Raw genomic sequence first — 15,973 nt, forward strand, 5'->3', positions numbered from 1 at the left:
CTCTCCGCCCACGCGGCGCCCAAGTTTCCGACCGAAGAAGAACAGGCGCGCATGGCGGCCGGGCAGCTGATCCCGGGGGCGGAGGCCGCGGCCCTCAGCGACGACCGTAACGGGAGTCAGAAACGCGCCGACATCCTCCGCGGTGTGTTCGAAGCCGCCACCCGTGACGCGGGGACCCCGACCATGGGCGGCGCCGCCCCCACCGTCATGATCCACGTCAACCAGGCCGACCTTACCGCGGGCCGCGGGGTGGGTTGGATCGACGGCGTCGAAGCGCCGATCTCGCTGACAAGTGTGAAGCAGGCGCTCTGCGCCGGCGGATTTCAGGAGATCCGGTTCGGGCCGCACAACGAGGTGCTCAGCCTCAGCACCGAGAATCGTTTCTTCAACCGGGCCCAACGCCGCGCCATCGCCGCCCGCGACGGCGGCTGCGTCATCCCCGGCTGCACCGTGCCCGCCGCCTGGTGCGAAGTACACCACGTCATCCCCTGGCACCGCGGCGGAAAAACCGAGATCGACAACGGGGTCCTCCTGTGCTGGTACCACCACCACAGCATTGACACGTCCGGCTGGAACATCCGCATGATCCGGGGCACACCCCAAATCCGGGCACCCTACTGCTACGACCCCACCCGCACCTGGCGGCCTGGGGGAGGGAACCGGTTGGGGGCTCGACAGGCTCCACCAACGTTGGCGTGATTTTTCGGGATCGGGTCACCAAATGGCCCAGACACGGACGTTGGTTAGAGCCTCCGGAATCAAGTCACAGGTGCGTTCCGGGACAGAAAAACCCCCGCACCCAGTGAGAAAAACCGGGATGCGGAGGAACGAGAAGCGCGGGTAGTTTACGTAATTCCCACAGGCCACTCATAGAGCTAAAGGGAGCTGCGACGAATAGTTTCGATTCCATCACATCGCCGAATTAATTCCATCTCAGTGCCCGACCGGTCGCCGTCCTAGCGATGCCGGCCCTCCATGTAGCGAACGGTGGGTTGCGCCGAGGAAGAAGCAGCGGATTGCAAGGCATACGCAGCCGCAGATTCCGCAGGCGTTGCCGGTAATGATCCTGTCTTACGGGCACAGGTAAAGCAGTCTCATTTCAGCTGGCTCGTCTGAGCATCGTCGAAGGATGGAGCGTTTCGTCAGCCGCGAAGATGTTCCGGGTCTCGTAGCCGAACGCGAAACGGTGGGCCGACCGATTCGCCCAGCACTGCGTACTAAGGATGCAGGATCGCTCCGCCCGACGGTGGCGGCCACCGCTACGTCGGACGCCAACAGGGCGGCGCGAACCGGGCGGCGACTTCCCGGCGCGCCGGACTTCGGGCAGCTAACCGCACGGCCCGGCTGGGCACCTCGTTCATGCATACCGTCATCGATGACAACTCCAGCGTCGCCTACGCGGAGATCTGCGCTGACGAGAAAGCCGACACCGCCATCGGGGTGTTGCGACGGGCGGCGGCTGGGCCTACCGACGCTTCTACACCTCAGACACCGAACGCCGCGCAGCCTTGGAGCCCTGGCTGCACTACTACAGTCACCACAGACTCCACTCAGCAACCGGAAACGAACCATCCCACAGCCGCATAACCAACCTCCCTGGGCATTGCACCTATGTCGTCCTCAAATTAGAGCAAAAGTCCAGCAACGCGAGCTAGCTTGACCGTGGGAGCTGCACTCGGTGCGTCTCCGTCTTCGTGCCCGGAAAGGCCGTTCTCATGCCAGACAACACCGTCACTGGTCGCCGCATTTCTACCTCCGTCCTCGTCATCGGGACCGGGGGTTCCGGCCTGCGCGCCGCAATCGAACTCTCCGAACGCGGAGTCGACGTTCTCGCCGTCGGCAAACGCCCCAAGAACGACGCACACACCTCGTTGGCGGCTGGCGGAATCAATGCGGCTTTGGCCACGATGGATGCCGAAGACAGTTGGCAACAGCACGCAGCCGATACCATTCAGGAGAGCTACTTTCTCGCCAACCCACACACGGCCGAGATTGTGACGAAGAACGCTGGCCGAGGCATCCAGGATCTCGAGCGCTGGGGTATGCCGTTCGCGCGCGAGGCTGATGGTCGTATCAGCCAGCGATATTTTGGAGCCCATAAGTACCGTCGGACCGCGTTCGCCGGCGACTACACGGGACTCGAGATTCAGCGCACCCTGGTCGCCCGAGCCGCCCAGCTCGAGGTTCCCATCCTGGATTCGGTGTACATAACCCGCATCTTGGTGCGCGACAACGTGGTGTTCGGTGCGTACGGCTTTGATCTACGCGACGGCAGCCGGGTGACGATCATCGCAGACGCGGTCATCATCGCCGCTGGCGGACATAACCGCATCTGGCGTCGCACCTCCAGCCGGCGGGACGAGAACACGGGCGACTCCTTCAAGCTGGCGGTGGATGCCGGCGGTCGACTGCGCGACGCAGAGCTGGTCCAGTTCCACCCGAGTGGCATCCTCGAGCCGGAAAATGCCGCGGGCACCCTGATCAGCGAGGCCGCCAGGGGCGAGGGCGGGGTGCTGCGAAACGTACTCGGCGAGCGGTTCATGGCCAACTACGACCCTGAGCGAATGGAGCTGTCGACCCGCGACAGGGTCGCGCTGGCCGCATACACCGAGATCAAGGAGGGACGCGGCACTGCGAAGGGCGGCGTGCTGCTCGACATCTCCCACCTGCCCCGCGAGACGATCATGACGCGCCTGCCCCGCGTCTACCAGACCATGCTGGAACTGCAGGTGCTGGATGTCACCACCACTGCCATCGAGATCGCCCCGACCGCGCACTATTCCATGGGCGGCGTGTGGGTGCGACCGGACGACCACTCCACCGATGTCGTGGGGATGTACGCGATCGGCGAGGCCTCCAGCGGGCTGCACGGAGCAAATCGACTGGGCGGAAACTCGCTCATCGAGCTCCTCGTCTTCGGCCGGATCGTCGGTCAGGCTGCAGCGGAATACAGCGCAGGCATCACCTCCCAGAACCGCTCACAAGAAGCAATCGACGCCGCGGAACGCGAGGTGACCGACACTCTTGCCTCGGACGGAGAAGAGAATGTGCGAGCCCTGCAGCGAGACATCCGCAACACCATGACCGACTTCGGTGGGGTCGTACGCGACGAGGCGGGGCTGCTCGAGGGCCTACGCGAGCTGGACGAACTCGACGATCGCCAGAAACGAATCGGCGTGCATCCGGATGTCGCCGGCTTCTCCGGCCTCGCGCATGCCTTCGACCTGCGCGCCTCCCTCATGGCCGCCCGAGCAACCCTGGCCTGCGCTCTGGAGCGCCGGGAGAGCCGCGGTGCTCACAACAGAAGCGATTACCCGGACATGGACCCCGCCTTGCAGGTGAACCTGGTGTGGTCAGCCGATGGCTCGATCGCCCATGAGCAGATCCCGCCGGTTCCCGCCGAGATCGCGGCACTGATGGAAAACGTCAGCCAGACCGGCAAATTGCTCGAATAACGGCAGGGCCAGCGCAACTAGGTGTACTGCCCAGAGAGGTTGGTTGGGGTTGTGTGGTGACACGCCCTGAGCTTCGGGCGTGAGGAAGGCCTCCGGTTGTGAAGTGAAGATCTTCAAGTGCTCGCTTCACAAGACCGGAGGCCTTTGCGTCGCTGGCCGTGACACTCGCACTCGTCTCGGCCAATATCCGAAAGATTTTGACGTTCATCCAGAGCGAGCTCGCCCGAGTGCCCCTCACCACGAAGAACAAATCCTTCGCGAGCACATACTATTCCAGCGCTGAAATCACTGCGGCGACGCCACCCACCGACACAGCGCCGTCACCACCCAGCTAAGCCGTCCGGTCGTCAACAATTCCGTTACCTGCATTAAAAGCCGATTCGCCCTGCCAAAAACAGGGCGAAGCGGTGTTTAACCGCCGACCACGCCCAGATCGCAGCGTGTCTTGGGACGAGCACTCTCAGAATCGGCGCCTTAATGCAGAAAACCGGCGATGCGATCGCCGGTTTTTTGTTGCCGCAGGAATTTCGTAAACTAATCGCCGGAATTACGTAAACTCCTCAGCGCGGAGACGGTGGGATTTGAACCCACGGTACCCCGTGAAGGGTACTCCACCTTAGCAGGGTGGTGCACTAAGCCGTACTATGCGACGTCTCCTTGGGGTCTGCAGCGCAAACCCACGTAGGCAAGCATAACGGTACTGACGGCATCCGCACGAACCGAGGACTGCGGGCGCCGCCCGGAGACTACTGGTCCTCGAGCGACCGGCCTGCAGAGCAGGTGACGTCTCCGGCGGTCTGGCCCTGGACTGAATCGGAAAGCACTGCGGTCGGGGGCGTCGCGGCCGGATCCGGGACCGGTGCGGCCGGATCGGTCGTGGCATCGGGATCCGGGATCGCAGCCGGGTCCTCCGCAGCCGGGTCTCCGGCCAGTTGGAGCGAGTCGTCATCTTCGACGGCGGTGAACAGGTCGTCGAAGTCCGGCTGGATCGGTTCCACGCCGCCGTCAACATTGCCGGTCGGGGCCTGCACGAAGACCACCTTGCTGAGGTCGATGTCCTTCAGGGCCACGGCGATCGACGCCAGGGTGGAGACGTCGTTGAGACTCGTGGACAGGTTCATGTTGGCCGTGACGGCCTTGGCCAGCGAGTACACCTTGACGGGATCGGAGAGTGTGGACGCACTCTTCACGGTTCGTACGAGGGAGGACAGGAACACCTGCTGGTTGCTGATCCGCGTCAGGTCGCTGCCGTCGCCGACGCCGTGGCGGGTGCGCAGGAACTGCAGCGCCTCCAGACCCTCGAGCGTGTGCATTCCGGCCGGAAGGTAGGTGTTCGTGTACTCGTCTTCGATGTCTTCGGCGACACAGACCGGCACGCCGCCGACGGCCGTCGACATGGCCATGACGCCGTCGAACTGTACCTCTGCCGCATAGGGGATGCTCAAACCGGTGAGCTTCTCGACCGTGAGCACGGTGCAAGCCAAGCCACCGTAGGTGAGCGTTGTGTTGATTTTCTGGCTGCTCATCGCGTCGAAGGTGCCGCCGTCAGGGTCCGGGCACTCGGGGATGGGAACATACATGTCCCGGGGGAAGCTGATCACGGAGGCGTTGGTGTGGTCTTCGGAGATGTGCAGCAGCATGGTGACATCGTTGAGGTCGCCGGTGGAATCCTCCGGCCCGAACGAGGCATCCTGACCCTTTCGGCTGTCACTGCCGACCACCAGCAGGTTCACGCCGCCCGGGATCGCATCGATCTTGGGGGCGGGACCCTCGGTCTCGTTGGCCAGGGGCACGCTCTCCTGCACACTCGACGCGACATCGTAGGTCGCGATCGCGGCGACGGATGCGCCACTCACGAGCAGCACGGCCAGTGACGCGGCGAGCACCTTGGCCACGGTCACGAACGGGTTGGAGCGGTGCAGCCGGCCGTGGCGGGCGATGGTACTGAGTTTTTTCGATCGTGTCGAGCGGGGGCGTAATTCGTCGCTCACTCAGGTCCCTTCGTTTGTGCAGGCCGTGGAGAATTGAGGTGCGGAGGGCGTGGGATTCGAACCCACGAGACATCTCTGCCCACCAGTTTTCAAGACTGGCTCCATCGGCCGCTCGGACAGCCCTCCCGGTTCGCTGCCCGCGGCGCTGGTATAACACGCGGTCGCGGACTAACGAATACCGACCGATTCTAGCCGCTTGCAGGCTCACCACAGTGCCAGAGGATGCTGGCAGCGGGCTGGGCACCGCCTACAGGCTGCTCAGAACGAGCGCGAGCCCATCTTCGTGAACGGCGCCGGTGATCTCGCCGGCCGCCGCGAGCACCTCGTGCGGAGCCTGCCCCATGGCCACTCCCCGACCCTGGACCGACGCCCACTGCAGCATCTCGATGTCGTTGCGCCCGTCGCCGACGGCCATCACGCGGCTCCGCGGAATCCCGAACTCGGCGCGCACCCGCTCCATGGCGGTGGCCTTGTTCACGCCGTCGGGGGCGATATCGAGCCAGGCAGTCCAGCCGATCGCGTAGCTCACCCGGTTCAGCCCCATCCGGTCGACGATCTGAAGAAAATCCTCCATGTCGTGGTCAGGCGAGATGACGACCACCCGGGTGGCGTCCTGGCGCAGCAGATCGTCGAACTCGACGTGCTCGCTATCCAGCCCGATCGTGGCATCCGGGAACGGCTCCGTGTAGCGGTAGAAGCCGCGCTCGTCTTCGACGGCGTACCTGGCACCGACCAGGTGCGAGCGGATCTGCATCAACACATCGGTCGGATCGAAGGTCTCGACCCATTCGCGCCGGTACCCGGTGGGGGAAGCCGGGTCGCGGTGCAGGGTGATCGCACCGTTCGAGCAGACCACGAAGCGCGGGGTGATGTCCAGGCGCTCGAGCACGGGGAGCGTGGCGGCGGACGAGCGCCCGGTGGCGAGCATGACCTCATGACCGGCCGCGGCGAGCCGCCGCACCTGGTCGAGGACGCCGTCGCTGATCGTGCCGTTCTCGTGCATGGTGGTGCCGTCGATGTCGAGGGCCACCAGCCAGGGGGCATCCGTCGGCGTCGTCATGCGCCCACCGGCCGAATGACGTCGAGGCCGCCCAGCCATGGGCGCAGCGCCTCGGGTATGAGTACCGAGCCATCCGCCTGTTGGTGCGTTTCGAGCAGGGCCACAATCCAGCGGGTCGTCGCCAGGGTGCCGTTGAGGGTTGCGACCGGCGTGGTCTTGCCCGACTCGGTGCGGTAACGGATATCGAGCCGGCGCGCCTGGTAGGTCGTGCAGTTGCTCGTGCTGGTCAGTTCGCGGTAGGCGTTCTGGGTGGGGACCCACGCCTCGATGTCGAACTTGCGGGCGGCGCTGGAGCCGAGGTCGCCGGCGGCCACGTCGATGACGCGGTAGCTGAGGCCGAGCGCCTGGAGCATGTCCTCCTGCAGGGCGACGAGGCGGTCGTGCTCGGCCTCGGCATTCTCCGGCAGCACGTAGGTGAACATCTCCAGCTTGTTGAACTGGTGCACCCGGATGATGCCGCGGGTGTCCTTGCCGCCCGAACCGGCCTCGCGCCGATAGCAGGTGGACCAGCCGGCGTAGCGGAGCGGTCCGCCGGACAGGTCCAGGATCTCGTCCGAGTGGTAGCCGGCGAGCGCGACCTCGCTGGTGCCGGTGAGGTAGAAGTCGTCGGCGGGGAGGAAGTAGACCTCGTCGGCGTGCTCGCCGAGGAACCCGGTGCCGTCCATGATCTCGGGCCGCACCAGGGTGGGCGTGATCAGGGGGATGAAGCCGGCCGCCAGCGCCCGGTCGAGCGCCATGTTCATCAGCGCGATCTCGAGGCGGGCGCCGATGCCGCGCAGGAAGTAGAACCGGGCGCCGGACACTTTGGCCCCTCGGGCCATGTCGATGGCACCGAGCAGTTCGCCCAGCTCGAGGTGGTCGCGCGGCTCGAAGTCGAAGGCGGGCACGGCGCCATGGGTGCGGAGGGTGACGAAGTTCTCTTCACCGCCGGCCGGTACGCCGTCGATGACGGGGTTCGCGAGGGTGCGCACGACCGCGGTGAACAGCGCCTCGGCCTCGCTCGAGGCGGCCGCGGCGGACTTGACGTCGGCAGCGAGGCTCTGTGCCTGGGCGACGAGGACCTTCTTCTCCGCGGGAGGCGCGGAGGCCACTTGCTTGCCGAACTGGTTCTGGGCGGCACGCAGCGCCTCGAACGCCCGGATAGTGGCGCGACGCTCCGCGTCGGCGGCGAGCGCGTCGTCGACCGCCTCGACCGACGCACCGCGCGCTTTCTGCGAACGCTTGATGAGGTCAGGATTCTCTCGCAGCAGCACAGGATCAATCACCGAATTAGTCTACAAGCGCATGGTCCGGCACCTTGCTAGCCTTACCGCGTGGATACTCCCAATCAACCGACAGTTGTTCGGCGGGCGGCAATCATCTACAACCCCACCAAAGTCGACCTGGACCGCCTGCGGGCGAGCGTGGCCCGCGCGGAGACCGCGTCGGACTGGGCCGGCTCGCTCTGGCTCCCGACCGCCGCGGACGACGCCGGCAGGCAGGCCGCCCGGCTCGCCCTGGCGAAGGGTGCGTCCCTGGTGCTCGTGGCGGGCGGCGACGGCACGATTCGCGCGATCGCCGACGTGCTCCGTGGCTCCGGTGTGCCCCTGGCCATCGTGCCCCTCGGCACCGGCAATCTGCTGGCCCGCAACCTGGGCCTGCCGCTGTCGAACCTTGACGAGGCCACCATGGTTGCCTTCACGGGCGGAAACAAGCCGATCGACGTGGGTGTGGCATCCGTGCGCACCGACGACGGCGCCCTGGCCGACCACGTCTTCCTCGTGATGGCGGGCATCGGCATCGACGCCCAGATGGTCGTGAGCACGCGGCCCGAACTGAAGCGGGCGGTGGGCTGGCTGGCCTACGTCGACGCCGTGGCGCGCGTGCTCCCCCGGGTCAAGCCGTTCCAGATCCGGTACAGCCTGAACGGGCGCCCGCACCGGCCGGCGCACGTGAGCACCATCCTGATCGGCAATTGCGGCCTGCTGCCGGGAAATATCCAGATTCTGCCGGATGCCCGCCTCGACGACGGCATCCTCGACATCGCCATGCTGCAGCCCAAGGGTGTGCTCGGCTGGCTCACAATCTGGCGCCGGGTGACGTGGGAGAACGGCGTTCTGCGCCGCTCGGCGGCCGGGCGTCGCATCATCGAGCGAACCGAATCGACCACTGCACGGGTGCTGACGACGCTGCACGCCGCCGATATCCGGATCGTGCTGGTCGAGGCGCAGGAGTTCGAGGTGGACGGCGACGCGCTCGGCCCGGTGCGCTCGGTGTCCCTGCGCACCGACCCTGCCGCCCTCGTCCTGCGGGTTCCCGTCGCGGCCTGAGGGCCGGGCCGGGCTGGTGGGACCGTCAGACCGCGGGCTCGCCGAGCAGGCCGCGCAGCCAGGCGCGCGCACCGATGAAAACGTTGTCGTTGTAGCGCGAGGTGAACTCGATCGGCTGCTTGTCGGCCCGCGGGTACGAGCCGAGGAAGATCACCTGGGGGCTGAACCGGCGCAGGCCGAGCAGCGCGTCGGCCACGCGTTCGTCGTGGATATGACCGTCGGCATCGATCACGAACCGGTAGCGCCCCAGGGCGTCGCCGATGGGGCGCGACTGGATCAGGCTGAGGTTGACGCCCCGGGTGGCGAACTGCTCGAGCATCTCGAGCAGGGCGCCTGAGCGGTCTTCGGGCAGCTCCACGATCAGGCTGGTCTTGTCGGCGCCAGTGCGGGGCGGCACGGTGGTGGTTCGGCTGACGAGCACGAAGCGGGTGACCGCGTTGGCGTTGTCGCCGATACTGCGGGCGAGCACGACCACATCGTGGTGCTTCTCGATGCCGGGCGGGGCGATGGCAGCATCCGCCTGCCCTGATTCGACCAGCGACGCGGCGGCGGCCACGTTGCTCGACGCCGGAAGGTGGCCGTGGTGCGGCAGATTGGATTCCAGCCAGCGGCGGCACTGCGCATAGGCGACCGGATGCGCGTTGACGATCTTCACATCGGCCAGCGCGGTGCCCGGGCGAGCCACCAGGACGAAGTTCACCGGAACCAGGTACTCGCCGATGATGCGCAGGTCGGGCACGCTCGCGAGGGCATCCTGCGTGGCGGACACGCCACCGTCGACGGAGTTCTCGATCGCGATCATCGCGGCCACACTGCGGCCGGACACGACGTCGTCGAACGCCTCGCCGACATTGTTCACGGCCCGCCACGGCTTGCCCTGGGCTTCGACGACCTGGGTGAGGGCTGCCTCGGTGAAGGTGCCAGTCGGCCCAAGGAAGCTGTAGCTGACATTGCGCGACTCGGACATGCAGATCAGCCTAGTTGCAGTGCAAGACTGGACACCATGAACGAACGTGCGGGCACAGCGGCCCTGGAATCTGACCTTGTCGATGTCGAAGCGCTGGTGAAGGCGTACTACGACCTGAAACCGGATGTCACGGTGCCCGGCCAGCGAGTGGCCTTCGGCACCTCCGGTCACCGAGGGAGCTCCCTCAACACGGCCTTCAATGAAGACCACATCATCGCGACCACGCAGGCGATCGTTGAATTCCGCGCCATGCAGGGCATCACCGGGCCGCTCTTCATCGGCACCGACCCGCACGCCCTGAGCGCGCCAGCCTATACGACCGCCCTCGAAGTGCTCGTCGCGAACGGCGTGCGCGTGCTGGTCGACGAGTTCGACGACTATGTGCCTACTCCGGCCCTCTCGCACGCGATCCTGGCCTACAACCGGGCCGGGAACAGCGACGAGGCCGATGGGATCGTGGTCACCCCGAGCCACAACCCGCCCTCCGACGGCGGCTTCAAATACAACCCACCGCACGGCGGACCGGCCGACAGCGACGCCACCTCGTGGATCGCCGCTCGGGCCAACGAACTCATCGCCGCCGGGCTCAATGATGTCAAAAAGAGCGAGCCCAGCGCGGTCGAGACCTACGACTTCCGCGGTGGGTACGTGAATGACCTTGAGAACATCATCGACATGGCCGCCATCAAGGCCAGCGGCATTCGTATCGGAGCCGACCCGCTCGGCGGCGCGAGCGTGGGCTACTGGGGTGCGATTCGCGACCGCTACGAGCTCAACCTGACCGTGATCAACCCCCACGTCGACCCCACCTGGCGCTTCATGACCCTGGACTGGGACGGCAAGATCCGGATGGATCCGTCGAGCCCGTCCGTGATGGCATCCGTCGCCGCCCACAAGGACGAGTTCGACATCGTCACCGGCAACGACGCCGACGCCGACCGGCACGGTATCGTCACCCCCGACGGCGGGCTGATGAACCCGAACCACTTCCTGGCCGTGGCCATCGACTACTTGTACAGCCACCGCGAAGGCTGGCGGGCGGATGCCGCGATCGGCAAGACGCTCGTCTCCTCCACCATGATCGACCGCGTCGCGGGTTTCCTCGGCCGCGACCTCTGGGAGGTGCCGGTCGGATTCAAGTGGTTCGTTCCGGGCCTGATCGACGGCTCGGTCGCCTTCGGCGGCGAGGAGAGCGCCGGCGCCAGCTTCGTGCGCTTCGACGGAACCGTCTGGACCACCGATAAAGACGGCATCCTGCTGGCCCTGCTCGCCTCGGAGATTCTCGCCGTGACCGGCAAGACGCCCAGCCAACGCTACGCCGAGCTGGCCGAGCACTTCGGCGACCCGGCCTACGCTCGCGTGGACGCGGCCGCGACGCCCGCCCAGAAGGCGCAGCTGTCAGGGCTCGACGGAGCCGCCATCACTGCCACCGAACTCGCCGGCGAGAAGATCATCGCCAAGCTGAGTCACGCTCCCGGCAACGGTGCGGCAATCGGCGGCGTCAAGGTCGTCACCGAGAACGCCTGGTTCGCGGCCCGGCCGAGTGGCACCGAGGACGTTTACAAGATCTACGCCGAGTCCTTCACTGGCCCGGAACACCTGAAGCAGGTGCAGATCGAGGCCAAGGCCATCGTCGACGGCGCCATCGCCTGACGCGTCTGATCCGGACCGGCTTGACCACCGCGGCGGTCGAGCCTGTCGGGACCGGAGATCAGCGGTAGGGAGTGCTTCGGTATCTAGGGAATGCTCCAGTAGTACGCCGTGGCGCCCGGGTGCTTCTCGGTGATCGCGTAGTCAACCGACCGGAAGTCGGTGTCGTCGGTGTGGCCGGCATAGTAGATCTGGATGTCGTCGCCCGACCCCTCGATCCGGGTGACGACCCCGGTGTGGTCGCGGTCCCCGGAGTTGTCCCAGTCGAACTGGGCGACGTCGCCGAGCTTGACCTGGTCGCGCTGGTCATCCGTCAGGGCGGTGGCGCGGCCGGACTGCGCGACGTAGTCCCGGAACGCGGTTGAGCTGATCCACGGTGACGAGGTGTCGAAGTCGGAGCCGATTCCCTCTGCGTACCACTGGTCGTCCATGGTCCAGCCCCGCTCAATCAGGGATTGGCTGGTGAAATTGACGCAGTCGTTGTCGGTGATGACGCCGTAGCCATCCGTGTTGTAGTCGGTCCAGTGGGCGAGCATGTAACTCACCTGCGCCTGCACCTGGACGTCGATGGGAACCGGCTCTGCGGCCTCCGCGGGGGCGACCCGATCTGTGGCCGTCGCGTCAGACGCGGCCGCATCGGCCTTCGGCGCCGTTTGCGTGGAGTCAGCAGCCGGGGTCGGAGTCGCCGAGACGACGGGTTCATCCCCAGTCACCCCGGCCACGGCGGCCGTTCCGGCCACGAGGCCGCCCAGAACGAGCACGGCAGCGACGATGCGGAAGCGTCGGGTCAGAACCACAGATTTCTCTCTTCGTTCGGGGTGCCACCGGGGTGTGTGGCAGACACGCCCTGTTCGGGGGACGGTTCCCAGATAATCACACTTATCCGGGAAATGCCCCGGTGGACGACACACCGGCCCTGCGCCGATCAGGAAACGGGATTGGGGAACGAGATCAGTGGTAGCCGGGAGCCGCCGGGAGCCCGAAGAATTCCTCGAGGGTGGCGGTTCCGGTGGCGTGCATCTCCGTGGCCAGTTCCGTTCCGATGTAGCGGAAGTGCCAGGGCTCGTAGCCGTAGCCGGTGATGGCCACCTTGTCGGCCGGGTAGCGCAGCAGGAACCCGAAACGCCAGGCATTCCCGGCAAGCCACTGCCCCTGTGGGGTGTCGCCGAAGCAGGCATCCAGCGAACAGATCCGGGGCAGTGCGCTGATGTCGATGGCCAGACCGGTCTGGTGCTCGCTGTTTCCCGGCCGGGCCGTGCTGGTGTCGGCGAACGCCTGTCCGTTCGCGGCGACATCCGCGTCGTAGACCATCACCTGGGCCGCGAAGCTCCGGTAGGCGCTGTGGGACTGCAGCTTCAGCCCGGTCTCCGCCTCGAACGCGGAGAACAGGGCCACGGTTGCGTCCGACGCCTCCCGGCGAAGTTGCGGGCTCCAGACGTGAGCCACCGGGACGTCGACGAGGTCGGTCGGAGCGTAGTCGGTGGGGTTCAGCGGGCGGGTCTTGTCAACGACGACCCAGAGGCTGGCCGGGTCGTCGAGTGAGCGCGCGGAACGGTCAAAGGCAGGCATCACGGCCGGCTCCGGGGAACCTGTCGGGGCGGAACGAGGCGGGGTGGGGGTGGCGCTCGGTTCGACACGGGCAATCAGCGTCGGAGCGACGGCGGAACCGACGACGGGCGGCGCGGTTTCCCCGGTCAGGGCTCCGGCCGCCACCGCACCGGCGGCGAGTACAGAGATGGCGATGGACAGCACGACGATACGCCTCCGCCGTAACGGATGCGCGACCCCCACTGCCCGATCTGCCCACACGATGCTGAGCCTAGACCGGAGCGGGTTCCCCCAGCCTCCGACGGCCCGCAGGCGCTTGAAGATTGTTTGCCCATCGTGTAACTTTGCGCACAATGCAAACTTCTCCCGCTCTCGCCGCCCCGCCGCTGATGTCCCACCGGCAGATTCTCTTCGTCATCTTCGGACTGATGGCCGGAATGTTCCTCTCCGCCCTCGATCAGACCATTGTCGGAACATCGATGCGCACCATCGCCGACGACCTCGACGGCATGGCGCTGCAGGCCTGGGTGACGACCGCCTACCTGATCGTGTCGTGCATCAGCACGCCGATCTACGGCAAACTCAGCGACATTTTCGGGCGCCGCCCGCTGTTCCTGATCGCGATCACGATCTTCCTCATCGGCTCGCTCCTGGCCGGCCTGGCGAACTCGATGTACGAGCTCGCGATCTTCCGGGCCATCCAGGGGCTCGGCGCCGGCGGCCTGATGGCTCTCCCCCTGACGATCATGGGCGACATGCTGGCACCCCGGGAGCGGGCGAAATACCAGGGGTACTTCCTGGCCGTCTTCGGGGTCTCCAGCGTGATCGGCCCGCTCATCGGCGGCGTCCTGTCGGGCTCGGACACGATCCTCGGAATCACGGGCTGGCGGTGGGTCTTCCTGATCAACCTCCCGATCGGCATCATCGCCCTCGCAATCGTGCTGAAGTTTCTACACGTTCCCCACTTCGCCCGGCCCGTTCGCATCGACTGGTGGGGAGCGGTGACCGTGATCCTTGCTGCCGTGCCGCTGCTGCTCGTGGCCGAGCAGGGCCGCACCTGGGGCTGGGGTTCGATCCCCTCGATCGCCTGCTACGTGATCGGACTCTTCAGCATCGCGGCCTTCATCCTCGCCGAGCGGCTGATGGGCGACGACGCGCTCATCCCGCTGAAACTGTTCCGTTCGTCCACGTTCAGGATGGCGACCATCCTGGGCGTCTTCGTCGGCTTCGGCATGTTCGGCGCCATGATGACGGTGCCGCTCTACCTGCAGCTCGTGAACGGGGCCACCCCGACGGAGAGCGGGTTCCTGATGCTGCCGATGATCGCGGGCCTGATGATCTCCTCCATTGTGAGCGGCCAGCTGATCGCCCGTACCGGCCGCTACAAGGTTTTCCCCACCATCGGCACTGCCTTCATGTCGGCAGGCTTCCTGCTCTTCACATTCGCCACCGCCGACAAGCCGGTCGGATTCATGATGGCCGGGATGCTCCTGATCGGCCTCGGCCTCGGCCAGCTGATGCAGACGCTCACCATCGCCAGCCAGAATTCGGTCGGCCCTCGGGATATCGGCGTGGCCACATCCGCCGCGACGTTTTTCCGCCAGATCGGCGGCACGCTCGGCACCGCCGTGCTCTTTTCGGTGCTGTTCACCCGCATCCCCGACACGATCGGCGCGGCCTTCGACAACCCGACCATCGTCTCCGGGGTCAGGGACGCTGCAACGGACCCGGCCGTGCAGGCCGACCCGGCGAACACCGGCATCCTGGCCCTGTTGGCCAACCCGGGCAGCGTGGGCGGCGCCCTCGACGGCGACACCTCGTTCCTCAACACGGCCGACCCGCGGCTCGCAGAGCCGTTCCTCGTCGGCTTCAACGACGCATCCGTCACCGTCTTCTGGGTGAGCCTGGCCGTCGTGCTGGTCGCATTCGTACTGAGCTTCTTCCTCACGGCGCCGCCGCTGCGCAACACCTCCGCCCTGCAGGAGGCCGCGGACGAGAACGCGGCCGAGCTGACCGCGCAGGCCGAGCTGACCCGGGACGCGCAGCGGGCCGCCGACAGGATGGGCGCCCTGGTCGAGCCGGGGATCGACGTCGACGAGTTCGAGCGCGAGGCCCGCACCCAGCCCCGCTAGCACCCGAACGAATTCGACGGAGATTTTGCTCCTACCGCCCCATTTAGGCCTCAAATCGTCACTTTGTGGCAAAATCTCCGTCGAATGCGCACAGGGCGCGCAGTCACGGATGGCCCGGTCCGGGCGTTGGGGAATTGTGGGGGCCGTCGGGGCGTTGTATTGGTAATGCGCATTGTTATTGCAGGTGGACATGGAAAAATCGCCCGGCAGCTCACGCGGGAGCTCACGAAGAACGGCCACGAGGTCCTCGGGCTGATCCGCACGGAGGAACAGAGGGCGGACCTCGTCGCTGACGGAGCCGTTCCGGTGGTGTTCGACCTCGAAAAGACCTCATCGGCCGAGGCGGCGCACCTCTTGGCCGGTGCCGACGTCGCGGTGTTCGCCGCGGGTGCCGGAGCCGACGGCAGCGAGGAGCGCCGTCAGGCCGTCGACTTCGGCGGCTCCGTGCGACTGGCCGACGCGGCTGAGTCCGCCGGCGTGGCGCGCTTCATCCAGATCTCGTCGACCGGCACCGAGAAGGTGCGGGACGGTCAGACCCCGGCGGATGTACCGGCGGACTTCCTGGGCTACCTGCAGGCCAAACTGGCGGCCGAGGAAGACCTGATCGCTCGGCCCCTGGCTTGGACGATCGTTCGCCCCGGCGGCCTCGTCGACGACGCAGGAACCGGACTGGTGCGCCTGAACCCGGCCGGCCCCGGCCTGCCGGAAGATCGCGCGACTGTGCCCCGCGCGGACGTCGCGGCCGTGCTGGCCGCACTCATCGAGACCGGCGCCGCCGAGCGCCGGGTGCTGCACTTGGTCTCCGGCGACGAACCCGTCGCTGTCGCCGTAGCCGCGTTCGCCTAAGGCTTCGGCCGCCAG

The 15,973-nt window shown here is 66.5% G+C and carries 12 protein-coding genes, 2 tRNA genes and 1 pseudogene; 7 read left to right on the forward strand and 8 right to left on the reverse strand.

Annotation, left to right across the window (positions count from 1 at the left end; all coding sequences use genetic code 11):
• The 3 genes and pseudogenes from E3N86_RS08110 to E3N86_RS08120 form a co-directional block, all read left to right on the forward strand.
• Window positions 1-699, forward strand: a 699-nt coding sequence (locus tag E3N86_RS08110) for an HNH endonuclease signature motif containing protein (protein ID WP_134511732.1), incomplete at its 5' end; no start/stop codon positions are given.
• A 540-nt stretch (window positions 700-1,239) separates the two neighbouring features.
• Window positions 1,240-1,655 (forward strand): annotated as a pseudogene (locus tag E3N86_RS08115) (hypothetical protein); the annotation flags it as partial.
• A 60-nt stretch (window positions 1,656-1,715) separates the two neighbouring features.
• Window positions 1,716-3,455 carry an FAD-binding protein gene (locus E3N86_RS08120; protein WP_134375147.1) on the forward strand — a complete coding sequence of 580 codons (1,740 nt, stop codon included), beginning with the start codon at window positions 1,716-1,718 and terminating at the stop codon, window positions 3,453-3,455.
• A 566-nt stretch (window positions 3,456-4,021) separates the two neighbouring features.
• Here E3N86_RS08120 and E3N86_RS08125 read toward each other — a convergent pair.
• From E3N86_RS08125 to serS, 5 genes are all read right to left on the reverse strand, one after another.
• Window positions 4,022-4,112: transfer RNA gene (locus E3N86_RS08125), tRNA-Ser, on the reverse strand.
• Between the two features lie 89 nt (window positions 4,113-4,201).
• Window positions 4,202-5,446, reverse strand: a complete 1,245-nt coding sequence (locus E3N86_RS08130) for an LCP family protein (protein ID WP_134511733.1) — start codon at window positions 5,444-5,446, stop codon at window positions 4,202-4,204.
• Between the two features lie 41 nt (window positions 5,447-5,487).
• A tRNA-Ser gene (locus tag E3N86_RS08135) sits at window positions 5,488-5,572 on the reverse strand.
• Window positions 5,573-5,693: 121 nt separating this feature from the next.
• On the reverse strand, window positions 5,694-6,506 hold the full coding sequence (locus E3N86_RS08140) for an HAD family hydrolase (protein ID WP_134375151.1): 813 nt from the start codon (window positions 6,504-6,506) through the stop codon (window positions 5,694-5,696).
• Window positions 6,503-7,771 carry a serine--tRNA ligase gene (serS, locus tag E3N86_RS08145; RefSeq protein ID WP_134511734.1) on the reverse strand — a complete coding sequence of 423 codons (1,269 nt, stop codon included), beginning with the start codon at window positions 7,769-7,771 and terminating at the stop codon, window positions 6,503-6,505. Before serS ends, E3N86_RS08140 begins: the two co-directional genes overlap by 4 nt.
• A gap of 48 nt (window positions 7,772-7,819) precedes the next feature.
• Between serS and E3N86_RS08150 the strand changes: the two genes are divergently transcribed.
• Window positions 7,820-8,815: a diacylglycerol kinase family protein gene (locus tag E3N86_RS08150; RefSeq protein ID WP_134511735.1), complete on the forward strand. Its 996-nt coding sequence runs from the start codon at window positions 7,820-7,822 to the stop codon at window positions 8,813-8,815.
• A 25-nt stretch (window positions 8,816-8,840) separates the two neighbouring features.
• On the opposite strand, the gene pheA is transcribed toward E3N86_RS08150, so the two are convergent.
• Window positions 8,841-9,782, reverse strand: a complete 942-nt coding sequence (pheA, locus tag E3N86_RS08155) for a prephenate dehydratase (RefSeq protein WP_104099898.1) — start codon at window positions 9,780-9,782, stop codon at window positions 8,841-8,843.
• Between the two features lie 36 nt (window positions 9,783-9,818).
• Here pheA and pgm point away from each other — a divergent pair, with 36 nt between their 5' ends.
• Window positions 9,819-11,435, forward strand: a complete 1,617-nt coding sequence (pgm, locus tag E3N86_RS08160) for a phosphoglucomutase (alpha-D-glucose-1,6-bisphosphate-dependent) (protein ID WP_134511736.1) — start codon at window positions 9,819-9,821, stop codon at window positions 11,433-11,435.
• A gap of 83 nt (window positions 11,436-11,518) precedes the next feature.
• On the opposite strand, the gene E3N86_RS08165 is transcribed toward pgm, so the two are convergent.
• The gene (locus E3N86_RS08165) at window positions 11,519-12,229 is read right to left on the reverse strand and encodes an amidase domain-containing protein (protein ID WP_134511737.1); all 711 of its coding nucleotides are present in this window, start codon (window positions 12,227-12,229) and stop codon (window positions 11,519-11,521) included.
• A gap of 154 nt (window positions 12,230-12,383) precedes the next feature.
• Window positions 12,384-13,184: a M15 family metallopeptidase gene (locus E3N86_RS08170; RefSeq protein WP_241985990.1), complete on the reverse strand. Its 801-nt coding sequence runs from the start codon at window positions 13,182-13,184 to the stop codon at window positions 12,384-12,386.
• A 149-nt stretch (window positions 13,185-13,333) separates the two neighbouring features.
• On the opposite strand from E3N86_RS08170, the gene E3N86_RS08175 reads away from it, so the two are divergent.
• Both E3N86_RS08175 and E3N86_RS08180 read left to right on the forward strand, forming a co-directional pair.
• Window positions 13,334-15,112 (forward strand): MDR family MFS transporter, encoded by a 1,779-nt coding sequence (locus tag E3N86_RS08175; protein ID WP_241985991.1) that lies wholly within the window; start codon window positions 13,334-13,336, stop codon window positions 15,110-15,112.
• 165 nt (window positions 15,113-15,277) lie between these two features.
• Window positions 15,278-15,958: an NAD(P)H-binding protein gene (locus tag E3N86_RS08180; RefSeq protein WP_134375157.1), complete on the forward strand. Its 681-nt coding sequence runs from the start codon at window positions 15,278-15,280 to the stop codon at window positions 15,956-15,958.
• Window positions 15,959-15,973: the final 15 nt, after the last annotated feature.

Source organism: Cryobacterium sp. Hz7, from assembly GCF_004402815.1.
Lineage (GTDB): Bacteria > Actinomycetota > Actinomycetes > Actinomycetales > Microbacteriaceae > Cryobacterium > Cryobacterium sandaracinum.

Coding starts and splice junctions, on each gene's coding strand:
- pgm (WP_134511736.1), top strand. CDS start 9,819: ATGAACGAACGTGCGGGCACAGCGGCCCTGGAATCTGACCTTGTCGAT.
- E3N86_RS08180 (WP_134375157.1), top strand. CDS start 15,278: ATGCGCATTGTTATTGCAGGTGGACATGGAAAAATCGCCCGGCAGCTC.
- E3N86_RS08120 (WP_134375147.1), top strand. CDS start 1,716: ATGCCAGACAACACCGTCACTGGTCGCCGCATTTCTACCTCCGTCCTC.
- pheA (WP_104099898.1), bottom strand. CDS start 9,782: ATGTCCGAGTCGCGCAATGTCAGCTACAGCTTCCTTGGGCCGACTGGC.
- E3N86_RS08175 (WP_241985991.1), top strand. CDS start 13,334: ATGCAAACTTCTCCCGCTCTCGCCGCCCCGCCGCTGATGTCCCACCGG.
- E3N86_RS08140 (WP_134375151.1), bottom strand. CDS start 6,506: ATGACGACGCCGACGGATGCCCCCTGGCTGGTGGCCCTCGACATCGAC.